Here is a 24,659-nt window from a genome sequence, read left to right as displayed (position 1 = left end):
CTAGGGGTGATGGAATCGACCAATCGCCTGGCAGGCGCGACGAGCCCGTACCTCCTACAACACGCACACAATCCCGTGGACTGGTGGGAGTGGGGAGCCGACGCGTTCGACGAGGCGCGGCGGCGGGACGTACCCGTGCTGTTGTCGGTCGGGTACGCCGCGTGCCACTGGTGCCACGTGATGGCGCACGAGTCGTTCGAGGACGAGGCGACGGCGGCGTACATGAACGAGCACTTCGTCAACATCAAGGTCGACCGGGAGGAGCGGCCGGACGTCGACGCGGTCTACATGGCGGCGACGACGGCGATGACCGGGTCGGGCGGATGGCCGATGACGGTGGTGCTCGATCACGACGGCAACCCGTTCTTCGGCGGCACCTACTTCCCGGACATGCCGCGTCACGGGCAGCCGGCGTTCACGCAGGTGCTGCAGGCGCTCTCGGAGGCGTGGACGCAGCGGCGCTCGGAGATCGGGGCGGTGGCGGACAACGTACGTCAGCATCTCGCCTCCCTCTCCGGCGCGACCGGCACCGCGGGCGACTGGCAGGTCGACGTCGACGCTGCGGTCGAGAAGCTGGCGGGGGAGTTCGACCCGATGGCGGGCGGGTTCGGGGGAGCCCCGAAGTTCCCGCCGTCGATGGTGCTGGAGTTCCTGCGGCGGGTGGCCGGGTCGCCGGGGGCGGACTCCCGGGTCTCGCACATGCTCTCGCGGAGCGTGGCCGCGATGGCCGGCGGTGGCATCTACGACCAGATCGGGGGCGGGTTCGCGCGCTACGCCGTCGACCGCGGCTGGGTGGTGCCGCACTTCGAGAAGATGCTCTACGACAACGCCCAGCTGATCGGGCTCTACGCCCGCCTCGGGACCGAGCTCGGCGACCGGGTCGCACGCGAGAGCGCCGACTGGATGATCCGCGAGCTCGGCACTGCCGAGGACGGGTTCGCCTCGGCGCTCGACGCGGACAGCGAGGGCGTCGAGGGCAAGTTCTACGTCTGGACCCCCGCCGAGCTCGTCGAGGTCCTCGGCGCCGACGACAGCGCGTGGGCAGCGGAGGTCTTCGAGGTGACCGAGGCGGGGACGTTCGAGGAGGGCGCCTCGACCCTGCAGCTGCGCCACCGGCCTGAGGACGCCGAACGACTCGAGTCGGTCAAGGCCCGGCTCCTGGCCGCGCGCGAGACACGGGTGCGCCCGGCGCGCGACGACAAGGTCGTCGCGGCCTGGAACGGGCTGGCGATCAGCGGGCTGGTCGATGCGGGGTTGCTGTTGGGTGAGCGACGGTACGTCGATGCCGCGCTCTCCGCTGCGGAGCTGCTGTGGCGGGTGCATGTCCGTTCGTCCAGGTATGCAGCCGAACCGTCGCTTCCCGCGCGGAACTCCACGAGGGAAGCGACGGTTGGTCTGCATACCTTGACGAACATCCACCACGCCCGCCTCCTCCGCGTCAGCCGCGACGGCGTGGCCGGCGTGCACGCAGGCGTGCTGGAGGACTACGGCTGCGTCGCATCGGGATTCCTGAGCCTGACCCAGGCGACCGGCGATGCCACCTGGCTCGACCGCGCGACGAGCCTGCTCGAGACCGCGCTGACCCACTTCCGTGCTGAGGACGGCGGCTTCTACGACACCGCCGACGACGCGGAGGCGCTGGTCACCCGGCCGCGGGACGCCTCCGACAACGCCAGCCCGGGTGGCACCAGCGCGATGGTCCACGCGCTCGTCACCGCCCATGCGCTCACCGGAGAAGGCCGCTACCGTACGGCCGCCGAGGAGGCGCTCGGAGCGACGAGCACTCTGATGGCCACGGCACCGCGCTTCGCCGGCTGGTCGCTGGCGGCGGCAGCGACCATGCAGGACGGCCCGCTCGAGATCGCTGTCGTCGGCCCGCCGGGACCCGACCGCGACGCCCTCGAGCTGGCCGCACGGCGCAAGCCGGGCGCGATCGTGGTGGTCTCCGACGAGGCCCGCGACGACATCCCGCTGCTGAGCAGCCGGACCCCGGTGGACGGGAAGGCGGCGGCGTACGTCTGTCGGGGTTTCGTCTGCGAGCGGCCGGTGACGGATCCGGAGTCGCTGACCGTGTGACGCCGGGTCGTGCGCCCGCCTCGTGACAGCCGCGGTCACCCTCGCGACTGTCGACCCTTGGATACATAGGGGTTGCCGAGGACATGGAACCGGCGAGGTGCGTCGACGGCTCGGGAGATGCCGATCCTGGTCGAGACAACGATCTCGTCGTCGGGCAGAGGCGGCCGCCGGACCAGCCGCAGCGGCGGGTGGGCGAGGTCGTGCCCGTCGAGCTCCGAGGTGATGCCCAGGGCCTGGCACACCTTGCCGGGCCCGTTGGTCAGCTCGTAGCCGCCCCGGCCCCGCCGACTGCTCATGACCGGCTCCCCGAGGATCGGCTCGGCCGCCCGCACCAGGGCACCCTGCCCGTACCCGGCCCGTCCGGTGACCACGTTGCAGCAGTGGTGACCGTGGATCCGATAGACGTAGAGGTGGCCGGCGGCGCCGAACATGGTCGCGTTCCGGGCTGTCGGCCCGCGGAAGGCGTGGCTGGCCTCGTCGTCCTGGTCGTACGCCTCGGTCTCCACGATCCGCACCCGCAGCACCTCGCGGCCGAGGTCGTGCTCGAGCTCGCAGCCGAGCAGCCGGCGGGCGGCGAGCTCGGTCGGAGCGTCGAGCCAGTCGAAACCCTCGACGCCCGTGCGCTCTGGCGGCATTCTCGCTCCGTTCGACAGCCTGCACTGCTCGGTCCGACTCTAGATCGACATGCCGACCCGCGGATGTGGCTCGAGCGCCTACCTGATCCTGGGCAACTGTGTGGTGAGGCCATATGTCGGCCAGCGCGGAGAAGTGTAACTTCGGTCACATGACGGTCGATGTGGTCGCGTTCCTGGAGCTGCTGGCCGGGGATGCCGCGGAGGCCGACTTCGACGGGCCGTCGCAGGCCGCGCGGGCCGCGGGCGCGACGAGCGAGGAGCTGGAGCGGATCGACTACGCCAAGCGCCTCGCGCTGCAGGTCAGAGCCACGCTCGAGGCACGCCGTCGGCGCGAGGGGGAGCTGGGGGCGCTGTTCGAGTCCGCCAACGACCTGGCGATGCTGACCAACCTCGAGGCGGTGCTGCAGGCGATCGTGACCCGGGCCAAGCAGCTGCTCAACACCGACGTCGCCTATCTGACGCTCAACGACGAGCGTCGGGGCGAGTACATGCGGGTGACCGAGGGGATCCGGACCGCGGCGTTCCGGTCGACCAGGATCCCGTACGGCATCGGGCTCGGTGGTCTCGTCGCCCAGACGATGAAGCCCTACTCGACCGCGGACTACATCTGTGACGAGCGGTTCCGGCATGCCCCCGACATCGACGGCGCGGTCAGCGGGGAGGGCATCCGGGCGATCATCGGTGTCCCGCTCCTGCTCGGCACCCAGGTCATCGGCGTCCTCTTCGCGGCCAACCGCACCGTCGGCCCCTTCGGCGTCGAGGCCAGCGCCCTGCTCGTCTCCCTGGCGGCTCACGCCGCCATCGCCGTGGACAAGGCCCGGCTCCTGGAGGAGACCCGGGCGGCGGTCGCGGAGCTCGAGGTGACCACCCTCGAGCTGCAGGCGCGCAACGAGGCGGTCGAGCGGGCCGCCGACGCCCACGACCGGCTCACCCGGATCGTCGTCGAGGGTGGTGGCGTCGATGATGTCGTACGCAGCGTCGCCGAGGTCCTCGGCGCCCGGGTCGTCGTCCTGGACCTCGACGGTGAGCCGATCGCGAGCAGCGCCCCGGACCAGCCCGTCTCCGACTACGAGGCGGCCGTGACCCGGCGCAGTCTCGACCTGAGCCGCACCGCCGGAAGCAGTGACATCTACGCCACCCCTGTCCTCGCCGGAGCGGAACAGCTCGGCTCGATGCTGCTGGGCCCGCGCGAGGTCGACCGCGAGAACGGAGATCTGGACGACGGTGACCAGCGGATCCTGGAGCGCGCTGCGTTGGTGACGGCGCTGCTGCTGCTCTTCCGCCGCAGCGTCGCCGAGGCCGAAGGGCGGGTGCGCGGCGAGCTCCTCGACGAGCTCCTCTCGGGCACCACCCCCGACCCGGAGACGCTTCGCGAGCGCGGACGACTGCTGCAGGCCGACCTGTCCAGGGACTACGCCGTGGTGGTGGCTGACGTCCCGGGCGACCGCGCCCGGGTCGGTCAGGCGGCGACGTTCGTCGCGGCGACCCACGACGGCTTCGCGGCCGTGCGGCGGGGGCAGGTGGTGCTGATCTTCCCCGACTACGACGCCCGCGCCGCCGGCGAGCTGGTCGTCGAGGGGCTGCGGCTCTCAGCCGGTGCGCCGGTCACGGTCGGCGCCGCCGGTCCGGTGCCGGGACCGTTGAGCAGTCCCGGTGCCGTGGTGAAGGGCTACGACGAGGCCCGCCGCTGCCTGGCGGCGGCGATGACCCTCGGCCGGGAGGGCCAGGTGGTCACGGCCGACGACCTCGGTTTCGTGGGACTGCTGCTCGGCTCCGACGGCCATCCGGCGGCGTACGTCACCTCGCGGCTCGGCCCGGTGATCGACTACGACACCGCGAAGGGGTCGAAGCTGGTGGAGACCCTGCGGGCCTACTTCGCCGCCGACCGCAACCTCACCCGCACCGCGGCAACGCTGCACGTGCACGTCAACACCGTCACCCAGCGTCTGGAGCGCGTCACCCGGCTGCTGGGCAAGGGCTGGCAGGAGCCGGAGCGCCAGCTCGAGGTGCAGCTGGCGCTCCGGCTCCATCAGCTGGTCGCCTAGGAACGCCGCGCTCGCGACGCGGAGCGTCGCCTCAGGTACAGGTGGCGGGCGGTGCCCCAGATCCCGCGCCGGAAGAGCAGGACCACGGTCACGAACACCGCGCCGGTGACGATCCCGATGCCGTCGAACCCGGAGGAGGCGAGGTAGTCGGCGAGCATCACGATCAGCGCGGCACCGATGACACCGCCCCACAGCGTTCCGATGCCACCCAGCACCGTCATCAGGACGACCTCACCGGAGGTGGCCCAGTGCAGCTCGGGCAGCGCCACGAACCCGTGCGAGACGGCGAAGACGCCGCCGGCCAGCCCCGAGAGCCCGGCCGAGAGCACGAAGGCCATCAGCTTGTAGCGCTCCACGTCGTAGCCCAGGGCGCGGGCCCGGGGCGCGTTGTCGCGGATCGCGACCAGCACCCGCCCGAAGGGGGAGTGGACGATCCGCCAGGCCGCCCACATCCCGAGCAGGATGATCGGCAGGGCCGCGTAGTAGAAGAAGAACGCGTCGGTCTCCACGGCCTCGATCCCGAAGAACGAGCGTGGCACGCCCTGGAGCCCGTTCTCGCCGCCGGTGAGCGACGAGGCCTGGTTGGCGATGAAGAAGAGCATCTGCGCGAAGGCGAGGGTCACCATCGCGAAGTAGATCCCCGACCGCTTCACCGACAGATAGCCGATCGGCACCGCGAGGAGCATCGCGAAGAGCGCACCACCGAGGACAGCGACCGGGAACGGCACGCCGAAGTGGATCGCGATCAGTCCGGTGGCATAGGCCGACCCGCCCCAGAACGCGGCGTGACCGAACGAGAGCAGCCCGCAGTAGCCCAGCAGCAGGTCGAGCGCCACCGCGAAGAGCGCCCAGGCGGCGATGTCCATCGCCACCGGCGGATAGACGAACCAGGGGAGGGCCAGCGCCACCGTCAGCCCCACCGCGAGCAGGACCCACCGCTGCCACGGTCGCCCTCCCGCGATCGCCGCGTGCTGTTCGCTGACGCTTGCGCCGGCGGTCGCGATGCTCGTCATGCCGTCGCCTCCTCTCGGCCGAAGAGCCCGGCCGGCCGGGCCAGGACGACCACCGCCATCAGCACGAAGATGAGCACCTGCGCGAACGTCGGTGCGTACGCCTGTCCGAACGCCTCCACGAGCCCGACCAGGAACCCGCCGACGACGGCGCCCACGATCGAGCCGAGCCCGCCGATCACCACGACCGCGAACAGGATGATGATGAAGTCGCTGCCCATCTCGGCGGTGATCGCCCGGAACGGCGCGGCCAGCACCCCGGCGAGCCCGGCCAGCGCGACCCCGAAACCGAAGACCGGGGTCACCCAGCGTCCGACGTTGATCCCGAGCGCACCCGCGAGCTCCGGCCGCTCGGTCGCGGCTCGGACGATCATCCCCACCCGCGTACGCGTCATCAGCAGCCAGACGCCCAGGCAGACGAGCAGCGCGACACCGATCACGAACAGCTGGTAGATCGGCAGCCCGACGCCGCCCAGCTGGACCCGCCCGGTGAGCACGTCGGGACGTTCATAGGGCAGCCCGCTCACGCCGTAGCGGCGCTTGACGAGGTCGACCAGCAGCAGGGTCAGCCCGAAGGTGAGCAGCAGGTTGTAGAGCGGGTCGAGCGGCAGCAGCCACTGCACCAGCAGCCGCTCGACAAGCATCCCGAAGACCAGCATCAGCAGCGGCACCACGATCAGGGCGCCCCACAGGCTCAGGCCGAGGGTGTCCAGAAGGACCGCGGCGGCGACCGCTCCCAGCATGTAGAAGGCGCCGTGGGCGAAGTTGACCACGCCCAGCACCCCGAAGATGACCGCCAGGCCGAGCGCGGCCAGCGCGTAGAAGCTGCCGGCCGCGAGCCCTTGCACGGTGTACTGCAGAACCGCGTTCATACCAATCCTTCTGGCCGATCCGTCGTGAGCCGAGCGCCTACATCGAGCAGCCGGACTCGGCCGCCGGACGGAACGCCTCCTCGGCCGGGATGGTCTTGATGATCTCCTCGTAGTCCCAGTCCTCCGTGACGTCGTCCGGACCCTTGACGCGAGCCAGGTAGACGTCGTGGACGACCCGGTGGTCCTCGGCGCGGATCTCCCCGTTGCGCAGGAACATGTCGTCGATCTTCTTGCCCTCCAGCTCCTCGACGACCTTGTCGGCGTCGTCGGTGCCGGCCGCCTGGACCGCCTCGAGATACTGCAGCGCTGCCGAGTAGTTGCCCGCGTGGGCGTACGTCGGCCGGTCGCCGGTCTCCTCCAGGAAGCGGTCGGCCCACTCGCGCGACTTCTCGTCGAGGTTCCAGTACCAGGCGTCGGTGAAGATCGTGCCCTCGAACGCCTCGACGCCGAGCGAGTGGATGTCGGAGATGAACATCAGCCCGACGGCCAGGTCGATGCCCTTCTCCTTCAGACCCGACTCGTTGTACTGCTTGACGAAGTTGATCAGGTCACCGCCGGCGTGCATGGTGCCGATGACCTGCGGGTTCGCGGCCCCGGCCTTGGTGATGTACGTCGCGAAGTTGTCGTTCGGGAACGGCGTCGCGATCGTGCCCGCCACCGTGCCGCCGCCGGTCTCGATGGCGCCGGTGAACGACTTCACCATGTCCTGGCCGAAGGCGTAGTCGGGGTAGATCAGCTGCCAGTTCTTGTCGCCTTCCTCGGTGACGACGGTGCCGGTGCCGTTGGCCAGCATCCAGGTGTCGTAGGCGTAGTGGAAGGTGTATTTGTTGCACTGTGCGCCGGTGAGCTCGGTCGTCCCGGCGCCGATGTTCATGTAGAGCTTCTTCTTGTTCTTGGCCTGCGTCGCGACGGCCAGCGCCGCCGACGAGGTCGGTACGTCGAGGATGACGTCGGCGCCCTCGCGGTCGTAGAGCTCCTGGGCCTTGGTGTTGGCGATGTCCGGCTCGTTCTGGTGGTCGGCCGAGGTCACCTCGATGTCGTCGACGACGGCGTCGTCGCCGTACTTCTCCTGGTAGTCGTCGATCGCCATCTGGATCGCGATCTTCGAGTTGGGGCCGGAGACGTCCTTGTAGACGCCGGAGGCGTCGTTGAGCAGGGCGAGGACGACCTTGTCGTCGGTGAAGTCGCCGCCGCCGGCGCTCGGGCCGCCGGCGCCGCAGCCGGCGGTGACCAGGACACCCGCCGTCAGTCCGGCAAGCAGCGTGGTGGAGCCGGTTCTTCTACGCTTGTTCATGGTGTCTCTCCTCGCGGGGTTGGGAGTGCGCATCTGCTGGGGGTCAGATCCCGAGATGTTCGAGCAGCTCGTCCTGACGCTCGACGAACTCGTCGTTGTCCAGGCTCTCGACGAGTCGGCCCTGGGCGAGCAGGTAGTGGCGGTCGGCGACGGTGGCGGCGAAACGTACGTTCTGCTCGATCAGCAGGACGCCGATCCCGGACTGCTTCGCGGTCCGCACGATGTCGCCGATCTGGGCGACGATGACGGGGGCGAGTCCCTCGGAGGGCTCGTCGAGCAGGAGCAGGCGGGCGCCGGTGCGGAGCACCCGGGCGACGGCGAGCATCTGCTGCTCACCACCGGAGAGCGTCGTGCCGCCTGCCCGCCGGCGGCTGCCGAGAGCCGGAAAGGCGTCGTAGACCTGTTCCAGCGTCCAGCCGGAGTCGGAGACCTTCGGTGGCAGGAGCAGGTTCTCCTCGACGCTCAGGTTGGCGAAGATGCCGCGGTCGTCCTGCACCCAGCCGAGCCCGGCGCGGGCCCGCTTGTGGGCAGGCAGCGAGGTGATCTCGCGGCCGTCGAGCCGGATGGAGCCGCTCAGATGTTTGTGGAGGCCCATCAGGCAGCGTACGAGCGTGGTCTTGCCGGCGCCGTTGCGTCCGACGAGGGTGACGACCTCGCCTGCCCCGACGCTCAGGGTGGCCTCGCGCAGCGCCTGGGCCTCGCCGTACCAGGCACTGAGGTTCTCGACGTCGAGCAGCGGGTCCTCACGCATGGTGGGCCTCCCCGAGGTAGGCGGTGATGACGCGCGGGTCCGCGCGCACCTCGTCGTAGGGGCCCTCGGCGAGCACGGAGCCCTGCTGGAGGACGGTGACCCGGTCGGCGAGCTGGCCGACCACGTGCATGTTGTGGTCGACGAAGACCACCGTGCGGCCCTCCGCGATGCGCCGGACCAGCTCGATGGTGCGGTCGACGTCCTCGATGCCCATCCCCGCCGTCGGCTCGTCGAGCAGCAGCAGCTTCGGCTCGACGGCGAGCACGAGAGCCAGCTCGAGCGCCCGCTTCTGGCCGTACGCCATCAGCCCGGTCGGCTTGTCGGCCAGGTCGGTCAGACCGACCTCGGCCAGCAGCCGGTCGACCTCGTCGCGGCGCCGAGCCAGCAGCTTCTCCGACCGCCAGAACTTCAACCCCTGGTTCGTCAGCCCCTGGAGCGCGATCTCGACGTGCTCGCGTGGAGTGAGGTTCTCGAAGAGGCTGGTGATCTGGAAGGAGCGGGCCACCCCGTGCCGGGTGATCCGCTCCGGTGCCATCCCGGTGACGTCGTCACCGAAGACCGTGATCCGCCCGCTGGTGGGCTTCAGGAAGCCGGTCAGCAGGTTGAACAGGGTCGTCTTGCCGGCGCCGTTCGGGCCGACGAGCGCGTGGACGGTGCCCTCGCCGACGTCGAGGTCGACGGAGCTGACCGCGCGGAAGCCCCGGAAGTCCTTGGTGAGACCCTCGGTCCGCAGTGCCCACCTCGGGGCCGGTGTGGTGCTCGTCACAGGGGCGACGCTAGGGAAGTGGTGAGACGTACGCCATAGGGGTTCGGGACACAGTGAACCGGTCCGTTGTGTGGTCGATCCCCATGCAGTCGCTCGACCGCGCGGATCCCGACGGGCCACATCCCCGACCCAGGAGATGTGTGCGTCAGCCACATGGCGCGCGTCACATCGCGTCGCGATGCTGGACAGGATCCGAAGGCCGGCCCAGGTGGGCCCCGTCCAGGAGGCCAACGATGCCCCATACCCGTCTCGTACGCAGATTCCTGACCGCCGGCTCGTCGCTGGCCCTCGCCGCGGCGGCCCTGGTCGTCGGCCACGCGCCCGCGACCGCAGCGCCATCGACGGACACCGCCGACTGCTCGTCATTGGTCGGGCTGAAGGTCCCGGCGCACCGCATCGGCCTGCCCACCACCGGTGCCGAGGTGACCGCGGCGACGTCGATGCCGGCCTCCGGGAGCGGCGCGACCGCCATCCCGGCGTACTGCCGCGCCGACATCGCGATCCACCCGGTCGACCCCGCCGCCCCGGACATCACCATGGGCCTGGCGCTGCCGGAGGGGTGGAATGGCAGGACGATGATGTTCGGCGGTGGCGGCTACAACGGCACCGTTCCGAACCTCGCCCAGAACGTGCCCTTCGGGCCGGTCGACCAGCGCACCCCGCTCGGCCGCGGCTACGCCACCTACGCCAGCGACTCCGGCCATCAGGCCGATCCGGGCAGACACCCGATCCCCAGCCTGGACGGCTGGTTCGGCCGCTCCGACGAGGCGTTGCGCAACTTCTCGGGTGATGCGCTGAAGAAGGTGCACGACACCGCGACGTACGTGATCCGGAAGGCCACCGGGCGCGCCCCGCGCACGACCTACTTCGCCGGCGGCTCCACCGGCGGCCGCGAGGCGCTCGCTGTCGCCCAACGCTGGCCGCGCGACTTCGACGGGGTGATCTCTGCCTATCCCGCCTGGAACGCCGCCACCCTCGACCTCTTCTTCGGCCGGATCACCCACGAGTTCGGCAAGTTCGGTGCGTTCCCGGCCAAGGACCAGCAGGACCTGGTCGCCCAGCGGGTCCTGGCCGCCTGCGACGGTGGCGACGGCCTCGAGGACGGGGTGATCTCCGACGAGGCCGGCTGCGACTTCGACCCGGAGACGCTGGTCTGCGCCGACGGCGAGACTCCGGGTGCCACCTGTCTCTCGCGCGAGCAGGTGGACGCGGTCGTCGCTGCCGACAGCAGCTGGCGGCTGCCCTACCGGGTGGCGAGCGGGGAGTGGGGCTACCCCGGGTTCCCGGTGCTGTCCGGGGCGCGGATGTCGACACCGGTCCTCGGCTTCGGCACCACCGCACCGGCAGACCCGATGCCGGTGACCGCCGGCTACGGCATGCAGTTCTGGAACCAGTGGGCCAAGCACTTCGTCACCCGCGACCCGGAGCTCAGCGCGTTCGCGATCGACCCCGCCGCGCCGGGGGAGTGGCAGCGCCGGATCAGCGAGCTCACCGCGCTCCAGGACGTCAACGATGCCGACCTCCGACCGTTCGCCCGGGCCGGTGGCAGGCTGATCCTGGTCCACGGTGCCGCCGACGAGCTGGTCAGCCACCGCTCGACGATCGACTACTACCAGCGGGTCCAGCGGGTGATGGGCACGCGGGCGACCGAGACCTTCTCGCGCTTCTATCTGGTGCCGGGTGCCAACCACGCCAACTTCGCCCCGGTCGCTTTCTCCGCCTCCTACGACTCGCTCTCCGCGATCCAGCGGTGGGCCGAGGACGGCGCCGCGCCCGCCGAGAACCAGGTGGTCACGGACGGCAATCCCGGAGCCGACCGCACCCGGCCGCTGTGCGAGTGGCCGTCATGGCCTGCGTACGTCGGGGGATCCACCTCGGAGGCGAGCAGCTTCAGGTGCGCGATGTGACGGAAGGCACCCCGCTCTTTCCTGTCGAGCGATCGGGGTGGTTTCCTATCCCTCATGTCCATGTGGCGAACAAAGTCCATCGAGCAGTCCCTCGCCGATGCCGACCACCCTGATTTCAAGCTCAAGCGACGGCTCACCTCCGTCGATCTGACCGTCTTCGGGATCGGCGTCATCATCGGTGCGGGTATCTTCACGCTGACCGGTCGTGCCGCGGCCGAGTACGCCGGCCCCGGGGTCGTCTTCTCCTTCATCATCGCGGCGATCTGCTGTGGCCTGGCGGCGCTCTGCTACGCGGAGTTCGCCTCGACCGTGCCGGTCTCGGGCTCGGCGTACACCTTCTCCTACGCCACCCTCGGCGAGATGCTCGCCTGGATCATCGGCTGGGACCTCATCCTGGAGATGGTCCTCGGTGCGTCCGTGGTCGCTCAGGGCTGGAGCGCCTACCTGGTGACCTTCCTGGAAGAGATCGGCCTCGGCTGGCCTGAGGGCTTCGGACCGGACGCCAACGCCGAGTTCGGCCAGCCCAACCTGGCTGCGCTGCTGCTGGTCGTGGTCCTGGTCGGCCTGATCGCGATCGGCATCAAGGAGTCGTTGCGGGTCAACCTCGCGCTCGTCGCGGTCAAGCTGTTCATCGTCCTCTTCGTGATCATCGCCGGCATGTTCTACGTCACCGGCTCCAACTACGACCCGTTCATCCCCGAGCGCGCCGGATCCGTCAGCGGCGAGGGCATCCACCAGCCGCTGATCCAGTGGGCCTTCGGTCTCGAGCCGCAGACCTTCGGTGTCCTCGGCATCATCTCGGCCGCCTCGGTCGTCTTCTTCGCCTACATCGGCTTCGACGTGGTCGCCACCACCGCGGAGGAGGCCAGGAACCCGCAGCGCGACCTGCCCCGCGGCATCATCGGCTCGCTGGTGATCTGCACGCTCCTCTACGTCGCGGTCGCCCTGGTCATCACCGGCATGGTGAAGTACGACGAGATCGACACCTCGGCCGCGCTCGCCACGGCCTTCCGTGACGTCGGTCGACCGGGCTTCGCGACGCTGATCTCGGCGGGTGCCGTCGCGGGTCTGACCACCGTCGTGATGACGCTGATGATCGGCGCCATCCGGGTCATCTTCGCGATGAGCCGTGACGGTCTCTTCCCGGTGAAGTTCGCCCACGTCAACCCGAAGACCGGTACGCCCATCCGGATCACCCTCGTCGTCGGTGCCTTCGTGGCGATCGTCGCCACCTTCACCCCGATCGGCAAGCTCGAGGAGATGGTCAACATCGGCACCCTGACCGCGTTCGCGCTGGTCTCGATCGCCGTCCCGGTCCTGCGCAAGCGCCGCCCGGACCTGCCGCGCTCCTTCAAGGTTCCGTTCAGCCCGTTCCTGCCGTTCCTGGCCGCGGCGATCTGCATCTACCTGACGCTCAACCTGAGCATCGAGACCTGGCTGCGGTTCCTGGTGTGGATGGCGCTCGGCTTCGCCATCTACTTCCTCTACGGCTACCGCAACTCGCGGGTCGGCAAGGGCGGCGACGACAAGGCCGTCGAGCCCCTGCACATGTGAGGCTCTCGTGATACGGCGAAGGGGCGCACGGTCGAACGGCCGTGCGCCCCTTCGCCATCTACCGGGGGTCATCCGGCGGCGTCCATCAACCGGTCGCCGAGGTCGGAGCGCAGATACAGCACCGAGCGCCCGTGCCGTGCGGAGGTCAGCAGCCCGGCGGCTCGCATCGCCCGTAGATGCTGGTTGACGGCCGGAGTGGTGACTCCCAGACGTACGGCCAGCTCGGTCGAGGACGCCGGGGCGCCCAGCAGCGTCATCAGCATCGACCTGGTCTCTCCGATGAGGCCGCTCAGCGCCCGGGGTGCCGGTGGCCGGTCGGCGGTCCAGAGAGTGCCCAGGCCGCGGGCCGGATAGAACATGACCGGCGGCTCGGCCGGCGAGATCGGCGTCGACGGGTTGCGGGTGAACAGCGTGGGCACCACGGTGAGACCGATGCCTGCGGTCGTCCGCCGGTAGTCGACCTTCGACGTGGTGAGCCGGATCGTGAGCAGGTCGTCGGCGAGGGCGACCCGCGGTGAGATGTCGGCGAACATCGCGGCCATGCCGGCGTGGACGATCGTGCGCCCACGATGGACGATGTCGGCCTCGAGCACGGCTCGCATCCGCGGCCAGTGCGGTTCGAAGCAGGACTCCCAGTAGTCACGCAGCGCGCCGAGGATGCGGCGCAGCACCGCCTGTGGCCGTCCCTCCAGCACCGCCGGCCGGCTCTCGGGGTCGAAGTGGACGGCGTCGAGGTCGTCGCGCACCCGATCCGGCGGGGTCGCCGCGACGACCTCGAGCTCCTCCTCGAGCCGGGCGAGCGGATCGTGCGGTCGTGGGTTGAGGAAGTCAGGCGTCCAGAGCAGGTCGTTGGTCAGCGCCAGCAGCGCCTCCCGGTCGAGGTCCGCCTCGGCCACGGTGCGGAGCCACGGCAGGTGGAGCGGGAACCGGCCGGGATCGCGCAGCGCTCGCAGCGAGAGGGTGAGCTCGTTGAGCGGTGAGACGGCGAACCGCACCTCGCTCAGGTCGCTGCCCGAGAGCTCGTACGTGATCATGAAGCAATACGCTATATCGTTGGGCGCTCGAGATGGCCGGGTGCGACAACTGGCCCATGATCCGACTTCCCAGCGAACCGGTCGAGCGCCCTCTCGTCGGCGCCGTCGCGGCCCTCTCGCTCGCCCGTGGCATGTTCTTCGCGGTCAGCGCTCTCTACTTCACCCGTGTCATCGGGCTCTCCGCGGTGACCGTCGGCGTCGGGCTCACCGTCGCCGGCGGAGTCGGCGTGGTGGCGACGTACGTGGGTGGGCGACTCAGCGACCGCTGGGGTGCCGACCGGGTCCAGCTCTGGTCGATGGCGAGCTACGGCATCGCCCTGCTGGCCTACGCCTTGGCGCGGGACGTGGTCGCTTTCGTGCTGGTCGCGACCTGGGTCTCGGCGTCCCGGGGGTTCCAGTCGAGCGCCCAGTCGACGCTGGTCGCTCGTTGGTTCGTCGGTCCCGAGCGGGTGGCGGTCCGGGCGCGGCTGCGGGTGGTGATGAACGTGATGATCGGGGTCGGCACCGTGCTCGCCGCCTTGGCGCTCGCGATCGACACCGCGACCGCCTACCGCGCCACGATGGTGGTCGTCGGGGTGCTCACGACGGCCGCGGCGGTGCCGCTCGTCGGTCTCCGGCGCCGGATCGCCGGACTGGGGGAGACGATGGACGCCGGGTCCGGGCCGGCGACGGCCACCGGCCCTTCACCGCTGCGGGACCGCACCTACGTGACCGCGACGGTGCTCAGCGGGGTGATGGCGATCCACTTCGGGGTCACGTCGATCGGGGTGCCGCTGTGGGTGGCCGACCACACCGATGCGCCGACGGTCCTGGTCTCGCTGCTCCTCGTGGTCAACACCGTCTACGTCGCGCTCTTCCAGGTCCGGGCGTCGCGAGGCACCCACGACATCGAGACGGCAGGACGAGCGGTGCGCGGTGCCGGATTCCTGCTGCTGGCCGCCTGCGTGCTCTTCGCCGCCGCGGAGTACGTCGGGACGGTGGTCGCCACCTGCGTACTCCTGCTCGCTGCGCTGGCGGCCTCGGCGGCCGAGACCCGTGGGGAGGCGGGCAGCTGGGGCCTCGCGTTCGAGCTCGCCGACCAGGAACGGGCCGGCGTCTACCAGGGGGTCAGCCAGATGGGCTACGCGCTCGCGCACATGCTCGCGCCACTGGTCGTCACCGCCACCGCGATCGACCACGGCACCGGCGGATGGCTGGTGCTGGGCGGGATCTTCGCCGGCACCGGCGTCCTCACCGCGGTGCTCGCCCGGCACGCCGCGGCGACGCGCGAGCAGGAGGCTCAGCGCAAGGAGTACGTCGCCAGCGAGACGCCCGTGTAGTGGGCGACGAACGCCAGGATGGTGAAGGTGTGGAAGACCTCGTGGAAGCCGAACCAGCGCGGCCAGGGGTTGGGGCGCTTGAAGCCGTAGATGACGCCGCCGGCGGTGTAGAGCGCGCCGCCGACGCAGATCAGCGTGAAGGTGGCGATCCCGATGCCGACACCGAGCGCGACCGCGCCGGTGAAGAAGGACGGGATGAAGAAGATCGCCGCCCAGCCGAGCGCGATGTAGTTGGGCACGTAGAGCCAGCGCGGGGCGTCGTTCCAGAAGACCCGGAAGAGCACACCGAGGATCGCGCCGGTCCAGACCACCGAGAGCAGCACCACCTGGGTGACGCCGTCGAGGAGCAGCAGCGAGAACGGCGTGTAGGAGCCGGCGATCATCAGCATGATGTTCGCGTGGTCCCAGCGCTTCATGATGGTGAACCACCGCTCGTTCCACCGCCCGAGGGCGTTGACCCGGTGGTAGACCGCGGAGACGGTGAAGAGCAGGAGCGCGGCCATCGTGAAGACGGTCGCACCCACGCGGGGAGCTCCCGCGGGCGCCAGCACGATCAGGACGATGCCGGCCGCCAACGTCAGTGGTGCGGTGGCCAGATGGATCCAGCCGCGCATCTTCGGGAGTGCCTCGTGAACGGTCGAGGAGACCGAGTCGGTGATGTTGCCGACCGTGTGGCGCATCGCGTCCGTCATCTCAGTCATAGAAGGCAAGGCTATCGGTCGTCCCTGAAGATCCGGTGAATTCCGTCCCGCTGGGTGATGTGGGCTCGGCGCCGATACCCTTCTCCCGTGGCAGACTGGAAGGAAGGCGTACGTCGGGTTCTTTACCCCGCCTACGAGGCGCGGATGTTGCGCAAGCTCGACACCTCCAAGCTGCCTCAGCACGTCGGGGTGATGCTCGACGGCAACCGTCGCTGGGCCAAGGAGGTCGGCCAGTCGACCGCCCACGGCCACCGCGCCGGCGCCGCCAACATCGAGCCGCTGCTGACCTGGTGCGACGAGATCGGCATCGAGGTGGTCACCCTGTGGCTGCTCTCCACCGACAACCTCAACCGCCCGGCCGAGGAGCTGGCGCCGCTCCTCGAGATCATCGCGGACGCGGTCGACTCCCTGGCCGACGTACGTCGCTGGCGGCTGCACCCGGTCGGCGCGCTCGACCTGCTGCCCGACTGGCTGTCTCAACGGCTCAAGGCCGCCGAGGAGGCGACCCGGGACGTGGACGGGATGCTGGTCAACGTCGCCGTGGGCTACGGCGGGCGCCGCGAGATCGCCGACGCCGTACGTGCCCTGCTCATCGAGCACGCCGGCCGAGGCACCTCGCTTGAGGAGCTCGCCCAGATCATCGACGTCGAGCACATTGCCGACCATCTCTACACCAAGGGCCAGCCGGACCCCGACCTGGTGATCCGCACCTCGGGGGAGCAGCGCCTGGGTGGGTTCCTGCTCTGGCAGAGCGCGAAGTCGGAGTTCTACTTCTGCGAGGCCTACTGGCCCGACTTCCGGCGTACGGACTTCCTGCGAGCCCTCCGGGCCTACGCCCACCGCGAGCGTCGCCTAGGCCGCTGACCGGCACGAATCAGTGCCGTCACCAGGTGTTCACAGAGAAAAATGCTGCGTGTTGCCACAGAGCATTGGTCGGGCGGCGTAGCGTTGTCACAACGGCGGGGAAGAAAATCCCGTCGCACCTGGAGGCCCGTTACGTGAGTAGTCACGAACCGAACCTGAGTCAGGATCCTGGCGATCCCGACGGGTGTGAGGCGGTCGGCACCCCGACTGACGGTCCACCGTCCGGTCCATCTGATTGACGATGAAATGACCGGACTCATGGGTGTATGAGCCGGTCGCGAGAGGTGATCCGCGTGGCCAACCGAACCACGAACGAGCATGTCACCGAGGCCGATGCGTCGGCCGCTCCGACACCGGCGTCGGAGTCCCCCTCGGAGAGCGAGTCGCCTTCAGCGCGTACGTTCGTTCTCGACACCAGCGTCCTGCTCTCGGACCCGAAGGCCATGACGCGCTTCGCCGAGCACCAGGTCGTGCTCCCGGTGGTGGTGATCACCGAGCTGGAGGGGAAGCGGCACCACCCGGAGCTGGGCTACTTCGCCCGCTCCGCGCTCCGGCAGCTCGACGAGCTGCGGATCACCCACGGTCGCCTCGACACGGCGGTCCCGGTCGGGGAGGAGGGCGGCACGATCCGGGTCGAGCTCAACCACACCGACCCGTCCTCGCTGCCGAGCGGATTCCGGCTGGGCGACAACGACACCCGCATCCTCGCGGTCGCGCGCAACCTGAAGGGCGACGGGCTCGACGTCACGCTGGTCTCCAAGGACCTGCCGATGCGGATCAAGGCGTCTGCCGTCGGGCTCCAGGCCGAGGACTACCGCGGTGAGCGGATCAACGACTCCGACCCGGGCTACTCCGGCATGGCCGAGCTGGATGTCGCCTCCGCGGATCTCGACGAGCTCTACGACGACGGCGTCCTCGACCTCGACGCGGCCCGCGACCTGCCCTGCCACACCGGCCTGGTGCTGATGTCCGACCGTGGCACCGCGCTCGGCCGGGTCGGCCCGGACAAGCAGGTCCACCTCGTTCGCGGTGACCGGGAGGCCTTCGGGATCCACGGTCGCTCCGCGGAGCAGCGGATCGCGCTGGAGATGCTGCTCGACCCCGAGGTCGGCATCGTCTCCCTCGGTGGCCGGGCCGGCACCGGAAAGTCCGCGCTGGCGCTGTGCGCCGGCCTCGAGGCGGTGATGGAGCGCAACCAGCACAAGAAGGTGGTCATCTTCCGGCCGCTCTTCGCCGTCGGCGGGCAGGAGCTCGGGTATCTGCCCGGCACCGAGGGCGAGAAGATGTCGCCGTGGGGCCAGGCGGTCTTCGACACCCTCTCCGCGGTGACCTCGCAGGAGGTGATCGACGAGATCATCGACCGGGGCATGCTCGAGGTGCTGCCGCTGACCCACATCCGCGGCCGGTCGCTGCACGACTCCTTCGTCATCGTCGACGAGGCGCAGTCGCTGGAGCGCAACGTGCTCCTCACGGTGCTCTCCCGGATCGGTGCCAACTCGAAGGTCGTGCTCACCCACGACGTCGCCCAGCGTGACAACCTCCGGGTCGGACGCCACGACGGTGTCGTCGCGGTGATCGAGAAGCTGAAGGGCCACCCGCTCTTCTCGCACGTCACGCTCACCCGGTCGGAGCGTTCGCCGATCGCGGCGCTCGTCACCGAGATGCTGGAGAACGTCGTGCCGTAATCCTTGTCACGTCAACCGCCCCAGACCTGGTGAGGTCTGGGGCGGTTGTGATTTGTGTGACCTGTGTTACGGAAGTGATGCTCAGGACGGTCATTTCTGACCCACAAACGGTGCGTCCGGTTTGATACGGCATGGGCACTCATGCATTGTTTGCGGGTCCGTAACTGTCTCAGCCCCCGTAAGAGAGCCCGTGTCACAGCCTGTTCATCGCGCCCCACGTCACCGTGGCACGCCAGCGAACCCGCTCGTGGACGTTCCGCACAAGGCTGCGCGTACGACCGCAAAGACCACCCTCCTCCTCTCCGTCCTCGCCCTCGGCGGGACCAGCGCGGCGGTCGGCGGTGGAGTCGCCTTCACCGGTCCCGCCACCGACGACGCGAAGCTGAGCGCAGGTGAGGCGGCAGCCGCCGACCTCCCCGAGCTCAGCGACGCCCAGCGCGCCGCGATCGAGGCCGAGTCCGCCGCCCGCGGCGGCGAAACCACGCTGTCGCGCTCCTCCGGCGACCGCCGTGAGGTCGCCGACCCGGGCAAGCAGGCCACCCTGTCGGCCGGCAACGACGTCAAGGCGATCGCAGGCGTCGAAGAGATCGAGATCGATCTCCGCAACCCCAAGGACATCGCCAAGTCGATGCTCGGCGACTACGGGTGGGGCATGGACCAGTTCTCCTGCCTCGAGCCGCTGTGGGAGAAGGAGTCCGGCTGGAACCCCTCCGCCGCCAACCCCTCCTCCAGCGCCTACGGCATCCCGCAGGCCCTCCCCGGCTCCAAGATGGCTTCCGCGGGTGACGACTGGGAGACCAACCCGGCCACCCAGATCGAGTGGGGCCTCGGCTACATCAACGACCGCTACGGCTCCCCGTGCGGCGCCTGGAGCCACTCCCAGTCCGTCGGCTGGTATTGAGCAACCCGCCGAGTCGGCCCGTCTTGACCTGAGATCACGCCGAGTCGGCCCGTCATGACGGGCCGACTCGGCGGCGGTTTTGGTCGAGACGGGCCGACTCGGCGATTCAGGGGTGGGTCATGGACTCGACGTCGAGGGCCTTGTCGAGGTCTTCCTCGGTGATCGTGCCGTCGGCGACGTAGCCGAGCTCGATGACCGTCTCCTTGATCGTGGCGCCCTCGGCGAGAGCCTGCTTGGCGACCTTGGCGGCAGCCTCGTAGCCGATGTACTTGTTGAGCGGCGTGACGATCGAGGGGGAGGACTCGGCGTAGGCGCGGAGGCGCTCGGGGACCGGGACGATCCCGTCGACCGTACGCTCGGCCAGGACGGTCATCGAGGTGGAGAGCAGGCGGATCGACTCCAGGATGTTGCGGGCCATCACCGGCATCGCGACGTTGAGCTCGAAGGCCCCCGAGGCACCGGCGGCGGTCACCGCGGCGTCGTTGCCGATCACCTGGAACGCGACCATCAGCGTGGCCTCCGGGACGACCGGGTTGACCTTGCCGGGCATGATCGAGGAACCCGGCTGGAGGTCGGGCAGGTGGATCTCGGCCAGACCGGTGGTCGGGCCCGACGACATCCAGCGCAGGTCGTTGTTGATCTTGACCAGGCCGACTGCGATCGTCTTCAGCGCCCCGGCGAGCTCCACCAGCGAGTCGCGGGTGCCCTGGGCCTCGAAGTGGTTGCGCGCCTCGGTGAACGGCTGGCCGGTGCGGTCCGACAGCTCCGCGATCACGGCCTGCGGGAAGCCGGCCGGCGTGTTGATGCCGGTGCCGACCGCGGTGCCGCCGAGCGCGAGCTCACGCACCCTCGGCAGCACGGCCTCGAGCCGCTCGGCCGCATAGCGGATCGTGGCCGCATACCCGCCGAACTCCTGACCCAGGGTGACCGGCGTGGCGTCCATCAGATGCGTACGTCCGGCCTTCACCAAGCCGGAGAACTCCTCCGCCTTCGCCTCGAGCGAGGTGGCCAGCACATCGATCGCGGGCAGCAGCTGCTCGCTGACCGCCACAGCGGCGGCGACGTGGATCGCGGTCGGGAAGGTGTCGTTGGAGGACTGGGACGCGTTGACGTGGTCGTTGGGATGTACGTCGACCCCGGCCCGCCCGGCCAGCGAGGCGATCACCTCGTTGGCGTTCATGTTGGACGAGGTGCCGGACCCGGTCTGGAAGACGTCGATCGGGAACGCGTCGTCGTGACGGCCCTCGGCGACCTCGCCTGCGGCGGCGATGATCGCCTCGGCCTTGTCGGCGGGGAGCACGCCGAGGTCGAGGTTGGCCTGGGCGGCGGCCGCCTTCACATGGCCGATCGCATGGATCAGCGCCGGCTCGATCGGAGTGCCCGAGATGGGGAAGTTCTCCACGGCCCGCTGGGTCTGGGCGCGCCACAGCGCGTCCTTCGCGACCCGGACCTCACCCATGGAGTCGTGCTCGATGCGGAAGCTCTTGTCGTCCGTCATGTCGTCCATGTCTGGTTCAACCTTTGACTAGTTGGTGCCATTCCCGTGCGAGACAGTGCCCACATAGAGCCAGTAGGTCTCCGAGTGGCCCTGCAGGTCGACGGGGTAGGAGAGCGCCTCGGCGTCGTCGAAGACCTGCGCCATCACCTCCAGCAGCGCCGGAGCCTCCGCCGCCGACCACACCACCACCGTGCCACCCGGGGCCGTGGCCCGCCGCGCGTCGGCCAGTGCGGGCGCCTCGTAGAGCGCGCCGTTGGCGTCATGCACCAGGTAGCCGGGGCCGTTGTCCACGTCGAGCAGCACGACGTCGTACGCCTCGGGCAGGCTCTCCCGCAGGACCACCGCCACGTCGGCGACCTCGATGCGGACACGGTCGTCCGCCATCAGGTCGGGGCCGTGGGGGACCCGGCCGGTCCGCATCCACTCGACCAGACGCGGCTCGATCTCGACGACCGTCACCGCCTCGACCCGCGCATCGCTCAGCACTGCCTCGAGGGTGAACCCGAGCCCGAGCCCACCGATGAGCACCCGCTTCGGCGCCGGGTGAAGCCCGAGCGCACGCGTCGCGAGCGCCTTCTCGGTCGAGGTCTCCCGGGTGTCCATCACGAAGATCCCGTTGGCCCGCAGCTCCAGGTGGCCGTCCGCCCGGTGCTTCAGGACCAGGCCCCCATCGACGATCACCGATTCCATCCCGCTCACGCGACCACCTCCGTAGCGCAAGCGCCAGAGTACGGACGCGGTCGCGTGAAATTCTGTTGGTTCACTCGCTGACGCTCGCTCACGGTTCCATTGTGTCGGATCTGGGTACCGGGCCGTTCATGAGCGATGACAACACCCAGTTCCCCGCCCAGCAACAGGAACCTCCCGGGCTCACCGGCGAGATGGACCCCGTGCCCGACCACGGCGAGTCGAGCTACCAGGGCCACGGTCGCCTCGAGGGCAAGGTCGCACTGATCACCGGTGGCGACTCCGGCATCGGTCGCGCGGTCGCGATCGCGTACGCCCGTGAGGGAGCCGACGTCGCCTTCACCTACCTCCCGGAGGAGGAGCCGGACGCGCAGACGACCTCGAAGCTGGTCGAGGAGGCCGGACGTACGCCGCTGGCCCTCCCGATCGACCTGCGCGAGCGCGAGGCGTGCGACGAGGTCGTCGACCGTACGGTGCAGGAGCTCGGTGGCCTCGACATCCTGGTCAACAACGCCGGCTACCAGTTCGCCCGCGACAAGGGCCTGACGGACATGGACGACGAGCGGATCGACCGGACGTTCAAGACCAACCTGTACGCCCTGCTGTGGCTGACCCGGGCCGCCGTCCCGCACCTGCAGAAGAGCACCGGCTGCGTCATCAACAACGCCTCGATCCAGGCGTACGAACCCTCGACCACCCTGCTCGACTACGCCGCGACGAAGGCGGCGATCAACAACTTCACGGTCAACCTCGCCGCCGAGCTCGGACCTGACGGGATCCGGGTGAACGCAGTGGCTCCCGGCCCGATCTGGACGCCGCTCCAGCCGGCGACGCAGGCGCCGGAGAAGGTGCAGAAGTTCGGCGCCAACACGCCGCTGGGCCGTGCCGGTCAGCCGGCCGAGGTCGCGCCGGCGTTCGTCTTCCTGGCCTCGCCCACCGAGGCCTCCTACGTCTCCGGGACCGTTCTCGGGGTGACCGGGGGACGGCCGGTGTTCTGATGACGGCGAGCGGGTCCGGCGGTGTCGAGATCAAGGGAGACGGTCCCGACGAGCGGCCGGAGGAACGCATCACCCGCAACTGGAACGAGCTTCTCCAAGAGCTGCGCGTGCTGCAGACCGGGGTGCAGATCCTGACCGGCTTCCTGCTGACGGTGCCCTTCTCGCCCCGCTTCCCGGACCTGGCTGACTACCAGCAACGGATCTATCTCGTCGTGCTGATCGGCTCGGTCATCACCACCTGCCTCATCATCGCGCCGGTCTCGTTCCATCGGATGCTGTTCCGGCGCCGGCAGCGCCCGTGGCTGGTGAAGGCCTCCCACGCCTGCGCGCGCGCCGGTCTCGTGGGCTTCGCGATCGTCTCGTCGCTGGTGGTGCTGCTCGTCTTCGACGTCGTCGTCTCGCTCGACGCCGGAATCGTCGCGGCCGTGGCCGTGCTCGTGCTGTTCGTGTCCCTGTGGGCGGGCCTACCGCTGCTGAACGGGAAGAACAACTCCCACTGATCCGATGTCCTGAACTGATGTGACGGCCACCACACCGGGAGTACTCTGGTGGGAAACCGAGTCTGGTGGGCTTATGTGGTCGATCTTCTGGATCATCGTCGCGGTGCTGCTCGGCGTCGCCGAGGCGTTCACGATGACGCTGGCGTTCGCTTTCGTCGCCGGCGGGGCGCTCCTTGCCGCCGGGAGCGCTGCTCTCGGCGCCCCGGTGCTGGTGCAGTTCCTGGTCTTCGCGCTCGCAGGCGGGGGCAGCGTGCTGCTCGTGCGGCCGATCGCCCGGCGCCACATGGCGATCCCGCCGCCGTCGCGTGACGGCACCGATGCGCTCGTCGGGCGCCAGGCGGTCGTCACCGCCGAGGTGAGCTTCTCCCACGGGCTGGTGCGGCTCGCCGGTGAGGAGTGGTCCGCACGGCCCTACGACGAGGACCTGGTCATCCCGGTCGGGTGCCGGGTCGACGTGCTCGAGATCGACGGCGCGACGGCGCTCGTGCACCCGCGGGACCCGCTGTCGCTGTCGCCCTAGAGGAGGGACGTACGACATGGAACTCTTGCTGACGCTGCTGGTCCTGATCGCGCTCGTGGTCGGGGCGGTGGCCTCGACGGTGCGGATCGTGCCACAGGCCCGGCGCTACAACATCGAGCGGTTCGGACGCTACCGGGTCACCCTGCAGCCCGGGCTGAACTTCGTCATTCCGCTGGTGGACCGGGTCAACACCAAGCTGGACGTACGCGAGACCGTCTACTCCTCCAACCCGCGCCCGGTCATCACCGAGGACAACCTGGTCGTCAACATCGACACGGTGCTCTACTACCAGATCACCGACCCGCGGGCGGCCGCCTACGAGGTGGCCAACTATCTGCAGGCGATCGATCAGCTCACCGTCACCACGCTGCGCAACCTGATCGGGTCGATGGACCTGGAGAAGACGTTGACCTCGCGCGAGACGATCAACGCGCGGCTGCGCGAGGTGCTCGACGACGCCACCGGGAAATGGGGGATCCGGGTCAACCGGGTCGAGATCAAGGCGATCGACCCGCCCGCGTCGATCAAGGAGGCGATGGAGAAGCAGATGCGCGCCGAGCGCGACAAGCGCGCTGCGATCCTGCACGCCGAGGGCAAGCGCGCCTCGCTGATCCTCGAGGCCGAGGGCACCCGGCAGAAGTCCATCCTGGAGGCGGAGGGCAACCAGCAGGCCAGGGTGCTCGAGGCAGAGGGCGAGGCCAACGCGCTCGAGCGGGTCTTCCAGGCGGTCCACGCCAACGACGCCGACGCCAAGGTGCTGGCCTACAAATACCTCGAGATGCTGCCTTCCCTCGCCGCTCACGGCAACTCGTTCTGGGTCATCCCCGGCGAGCTCACCGAGGCGATGCGCACCGTCACCGGCGCCTTCGCCGACAGCGCCTCGAAGACAGCCGATCGTCGCGACGACGAGGAAGGTACGCCGCCCCTACCCGGCCCGCGCAACGCCATCGAGCAGGCTCAGCGTGAGGCTCATGCGGAGGCCCTCAAGGCGGTCGAGGCGGCCAAGGAGGAGTCCGCGCGGGCCGAGCGCATCGTCGGCTGA

The 24,659-nt window shown here is 69.6% G+C and carries 22 protein-coding genes; 12 read left to right on the top strand and 10 right to left on the bottom strand.

Annotated features, from left to right (window positions below; all coding sequences use genetic code 11):
• Positions 1-9: 9 nt before the first annotated feature.
• Positions 10-2,076 (top strand): thioredoxin domain-containing protein, encoded by a 2,067-nt coding sequence (locus tag WBG06_RS18200; protein WP_336738353.1) that lies wholly within the window; start codon positions 10-12, stop codon positions 2,074-2,076.
• Positions 2,077-2,111: 35 nt separating this feature from the next.
• On the opposite strand, the gene WBG06_RS18195 is transcribed toward WBG06_RS18200, so the two are convergent.
• Complete coding sequence (locus WBG06_RS18195; protein ID WP_336738352.1) at positions 2,112-2,711, bottom strand: DNA-3-methyladenine glycosylase; 600 nt, start codon at positions 2,709-2,711, stop codon at positions 2,112-2,114.
• 149 nt (positions 2,712-2,860) lie between these two features.
• On the opposite strand from WBG06_RS18195, the gene WBG06_RS18190 reads away from it, so the two are divergent.
• On the top strand, positions 2,861-4,756 hold the full coding sequence (locus WBG06_RS18190) for a helix-turn-helix domain-containing protein (protein WP_336738351.1): 1,896 nt from the start codon (positions 2,861-2,863) through the stop codon (positions 4,754-4,756).
• Here the strand turns inward: WBG06_RS18190 and WBG06_RS18185 are convergent.
• From WBG06_RS18185 to WBG06_RS18165, 5 genes are read right to left on the bottom strand one after another with little or no spacing between them, the layout of a single operon-like run.
• Positions 4,753-5,769: a branched-chain amino acid ABC transporter permease gene (locus WBG06_RS18185; protein ID WP_336738350.1), complete on the bottom strand. Its 1,017-nt coding sequence runs from the start codon at positions 5,767-5,769 to the stop codon at positions 4,753-4,755. The genes WBG06_RS18190 and WBG06_RS18185 overlap by 4 nt on opposite strands.
• On the bottom strand, positions 5,766-6,638 hold the full coding sequence (locus WBG06_RS18180; RefSeq protein ID WP_336738349.1) for a branched-chain amino acid ABC transporter permease: 873 nt from the start codon (positions 6,636-6,638) through the stop codon (positions 5,766-5,768). Before WBG06_RS18180 ends, WBG06_RS18185 begins: the two co-directional genes overlap by 4 nt.
• Before the next feature lie 37 nt (positions 6,639-6,675).
• A complete protein-coding gene (locus tag WBG06_RS18175; RefSeq protein ID WP_336738348.1) occupies positions 6,676-7,932 on the bottom strand; it encodes an ABC transporter substrate-binding protein in 1,257 nt (418 codons plus the stop codon).
• 43 nt (positions 7,933-7,975) lie between these two features.
• Entirely contained in the window at positions 7,976-8,683 is a 708-nt protein-coding gene (locus tag WBG06_RS18170) for an ABC transporter ATP-binding protein (RefSeq protein ID WP_336738347.1), read from the bottom strand.
• Positions 8,676-9,449 carry an ABC transporter ATP-binding protein gene (locus WBG06_RS18165; protein ID WP_336738346.1) on the bottom strand — a complete coding sequence of 258 codons (774 nt, stop codon included), beginning with the start codon at positions 9,447-9,449 and terminating at the stop codon, positions 8,676-8,678. Before WBG06_RS18165 ends, WBG06_RS18170 begins: the two co-directional genes overlap by 8 nt.
• A gap of 233 nt (positions 9,450-9,682) precedes the next feature.
• Between WBG06_RS18165 and WBG06_RS18160 the strand changes: the two genes are divergently transcribed.
• Positions 9,683-11,356, top strand: a complete 1,674-nt coding sequence (locus WBG06_RS18160) for a tannase/feruloyl esterase family alpha/beta hydrolase (protein ID WP_336738345.1) — start codon at positions 9,683-9,685, stop codon at positions 11,354-11,356.
• Positions 11,357-11,410: 54 nt separating this feature from the next.
• Positions 11,411-12,910, top strand: coding sequence for an amino acid permease (locus WBG06_RS18155; RefSeq protein WP_336738344.1), 1,500 nt, complete (start codon positions 11,411-11,413; stop codon positions 12,908-12,910).
• 68 nt (positions 12,911-12,978) lie between these two features.
• Here the strand turns inward: WBG06_RS18155 and WBG06_RS18150 are convergent, their stop codons facing one another.
• Positions 12,979-13,944, bottom strand: a complete 966-nt coding sequence (locus WBG06_RS18150; protein ID WP_336738343.1) for an ArsR/SmtB family transcription factor — start codon at positions 13,942-13,944, stop codon at positions 12,979-12,981.
• A 56-nt stretch (positions 13,945-14,000) separates the two neighbouring features.
• Here WBG06_RS18150 and WBG06_RS18145 point away from each other — a divergent pair, with 56 nt between their 5' ends.
• Complete coding sequence (locus WBG06_RS18145; RefSeq protein ID WP_336738342.1) at positions 14,001-15,263, top strand: MFS transporter; 1,263 nt, start codon at positions 14,001-14,003, stop codon at positions 15,261-15,263.
• Here the strand turns inward: WBG06_RS18145 and trhA are convergent.
• Complete coding sequence (trhA, locus tag WBG06_RS18140; protein ID WP_336738341.1) at positions 15,224-15,964, bottom strand: PAQR family membrane homeostasis protein TrhA; 741 nt, start codon at positions 15,962-15,964, stop codon at positions 15,224-15,226. The two genes, WBG06_RS18145 and trhA, sit on opposite strands and share 40 nt — an antisense overlap.
• Before the next feature lie 87 nt (positions 15,965-16,051).
• Here trhA and WBG06_RS18135 point away from each other — a divergent pair, with 87 nt between their 5' ends.
• The 3 genes from WBG06_RS18135 to WBG06_RS18125 all read left to right on the top strand — a co-directional run bounded on the left by WBG06_RS18135 (position 16,052) and on the right by WBG06_RS18125 (position 19,414).
• Positions 16,052-16,828: an isoprenyl transferase gene (locus WBG06_RS18135; protein WP_336738340.1), complete on the top strand. Its 777-nt coding sequence runs from the start codon at positions 16,052-16,054 to the stop codon at positions 16,826-16,828.
• 293 nt (positions 16,829-17,121) lie between these two features.
• Positions 17,122-18,513, top strand: a complete 1,392-nt coding sequence (locus WBG06_RS18130) for a PhoH family protein (RefSeq protein WP_336738339.1) — start codon at positions 17,122-17,124, stop codon at positions 18,511-18,513.
• A 247-nt stretch (positions 18,514-18,760) separates the two neighbouring features.
• Entirely contained in the window at positions 18,761-19,414 is a 654-nt protein-coding gene (locus tag WBG06_RS18125) for a lytic transglycosylase domain-containing protein (protein ID WP_336738338.1), read from the top strand.
• Positions 19,415-19,520: 106 nt separating this feature from the next.
• On the opposite strand, the gene WBG06_RS18120 is transcribed toward WBG06_RS18125, so the two are convergent.
• Together WBG06_RS18120 and WBG06_RS18115 are read right to left on the bottom strand one after the other, a co-directional pair.
• Positions 19,521-20,912, bottom strand: coding sequence for a class II fumarate hydratase (locus WBG06_RS18120; protein WP_336738543.1), 1,392 nt, complete (start codon positions 20,910-20,912; stop codon positions 19,521-19,523).
• A gap of 27 nt (positions 20,913-20,939) precedes the next feature.
• Positions 20,940-21,602, bottom strand: coding sequence for a spermidine synthase (locus WBG06_RS18115; protein WP_336738542.1), 663 nt, complete (start codon positions 21,600-21,602; stop codon positions 20,940-20,942).
• A 128-nt stretch (positions 21,603-21,730) separates the two neighbouring features.
• On the opposite strand from WBG06_RS18115, the gene WBG06_RS18110 reads away from it, so the two are divergent.
• From WBG06_RS18110 to WBG06_RS18095, 4 genes are all read left to right on the top strand, one after another.
• Positions 21,731-22,597, top strand: a complete 867-nt coding sequence (locus WBG06_RS18110) for a glucose 1-dehydrogenase (protein ID WP_336738337.1) — start codon at positions 21,731-21,733, stop codon at positions 22,595-22,597.
• A complete protein-coding gene (locus WBG06_RS18105; protein ID WP_336738336.1) occupies positions 22,597-23,097 on the top strand; it encodes a DUF6328 family protein in 501 nt (166 codons plus the stop codon). Before WBG06_RS18110 ends, WBG06_RS18105 begins: the two co-directional genes overlap by 1 nt.
• Positions 23,098-23,170: 73 nt before the next feature.
• Entirely contained in the window at positions 23,171-23,617 is a 447-nt protein-coding gene (locus WBG06_RS18100; protein ID WP_336738335.1) for an NfeD family protein, read from the top strand.
• A gap of 16 nt (positions 23,618-23,633) precedes the next feature.
• Positions 23,634-24,659, top strand: a complete 1,026-nt coding sequence (locus tag WBG06_RS18095; RefSeq protein ID WP_336738334.1) for an SPFH domain-containing protein — start codon at positions 23,634-23,636, stop codon at positions 24,657-24,659.

Origin of the sequence: Nocardioides sp. CCNWLW239 (assembly GCF_037137035.1) — a bacterium.
Lineage (GTDB): Bacteria > Actinomycetota > Actinomycetes > Propionibacteriales > Nocardioidaceae > Nocardioides.
This window is presented reverse-complemented; position numbering and strand designations above follow the sequence as displayed.

Coding starts and splice junctions, on each gene's coding strand:
- WBG06_RS18200 (WP_336738353.1), top strand. CDS start 10: ATGGAATCGACCAATCGCCTGGCAGGCGCGACGAGCCCGTACCTCCTA.
- WBG06_RS18195 (WP_336738352.1), bottom strand. CDS start 2,711: ATGCCGCCAGAGCGCACGGGCGTCGAGGGTTTCGACTGGCTCGACGCT.
- WBG06_RS18190 (WP_336738351.1), top strand. CDS start 2,861: ATGACGGTCGATGTGGTCGCGTTCCTGGAGCTGCTGGCCGGGGATGCC.
- WBG06_RS18185 (WP_336738350.1), bottom strand. CDS start 5,769: ATGACGAGCATCGCGACCGCCGGCGCAAGCGTCAGCGAACAGCACGCG.
- WBG06_RS18180 (WP_336738349.1), bottom strand. CDS start 6,638: ATGAACGCGGTTCTGCAGTACACCGTGCAAGGGCTCGCGGCCGGCAGC.
- WBG06_RS18175 (WP_336738348.1), bottom strand. CDS start 7,932: ATGAACAAGCGTAGAAGAACCGGCTCCACCACGCTGCTTGCCGGACTG.
- WBG06_RS18170 (WP_336738347.1), bottom strand. CDS start 8,683: ATGCGTGAGGACCCGCTGCTCGACGTCGAGAACCTCAGTGCCTGGTAC.
- WBG06_RS18160 (WP_336738345.1), top strand. CDS start 9,683: ATGCCCCATACCCGTCTCGTACGCAGATTCCTGACCGCCGGCTCGTCG.
- WBG06_RS18155 (WP_336738344.1), top strand. CDS start 11,411: ATGTCCATGTGGCGAACAAAGTCCATCGAGCAGTCCCTCGCCGATGCC.
- WBG06_RS18150 (WP_336738343.1), bottom strand. CDS start 13,944: ATGATCACGTACGAGCTCTCGGGCAGCGACCTGAGCGAGGTGCGGTTC.
- WBG06_RS18145 (WP_336738342.1), top strand. CDS start 14,001: ATGATCCGACTTCCCAGCGAACCGGTCGAGCGCCCTCTCGTCGGCGCC.
- trhA (WP_336738341.1), bottom strand. CDS start 15,964: ATGACTGAGATGACGGACGCGATGCGCCACACGGTCGGCAACATCACC.
- WBG06_RS18120 (WP_336738543.1), bottom strand. CDS start 20,912: ATGACGGACGACAAGAGCTTCCGCATCGAGCACGACTCCATGGGTGAG.
- WBG06_RS18115 (WP_336738542.1), bottom strand. CDS start 21,602: ATGGAATCGGTGATCGTCGATGGGGGCCTGGTCCTGAAGCACCGGGCG.
- WBG06_RS18110 (WP_336738337.1), top strand. CDS start 21,731: ATGAGCGATGACAACACCCAGTTCCCCGCCCAGCAACAGGAACCTCCC.
- WBG06_RS18105 (WP_336738336.1), top strand. CDS start 22,597: ATGACGGCGAGCGGGTCCGGCGGTGTCGAGATCAAGGGAGACGGTCCC.
- WBG06_RS18100 (WP_336738335.1), top strand. CDS start 23,171: ATGTGGTCGATCTTCTGGATCATCGTCGCGGTGCTGCTCGGCGTCGCC.
- WBG06_RS18095 (WP_336738334.1), top strand. CDS start 23,634: ATGGAACTCTTGCTGACGCTGCTGGTCCTGATCGCGCTCGTGGTCGGG.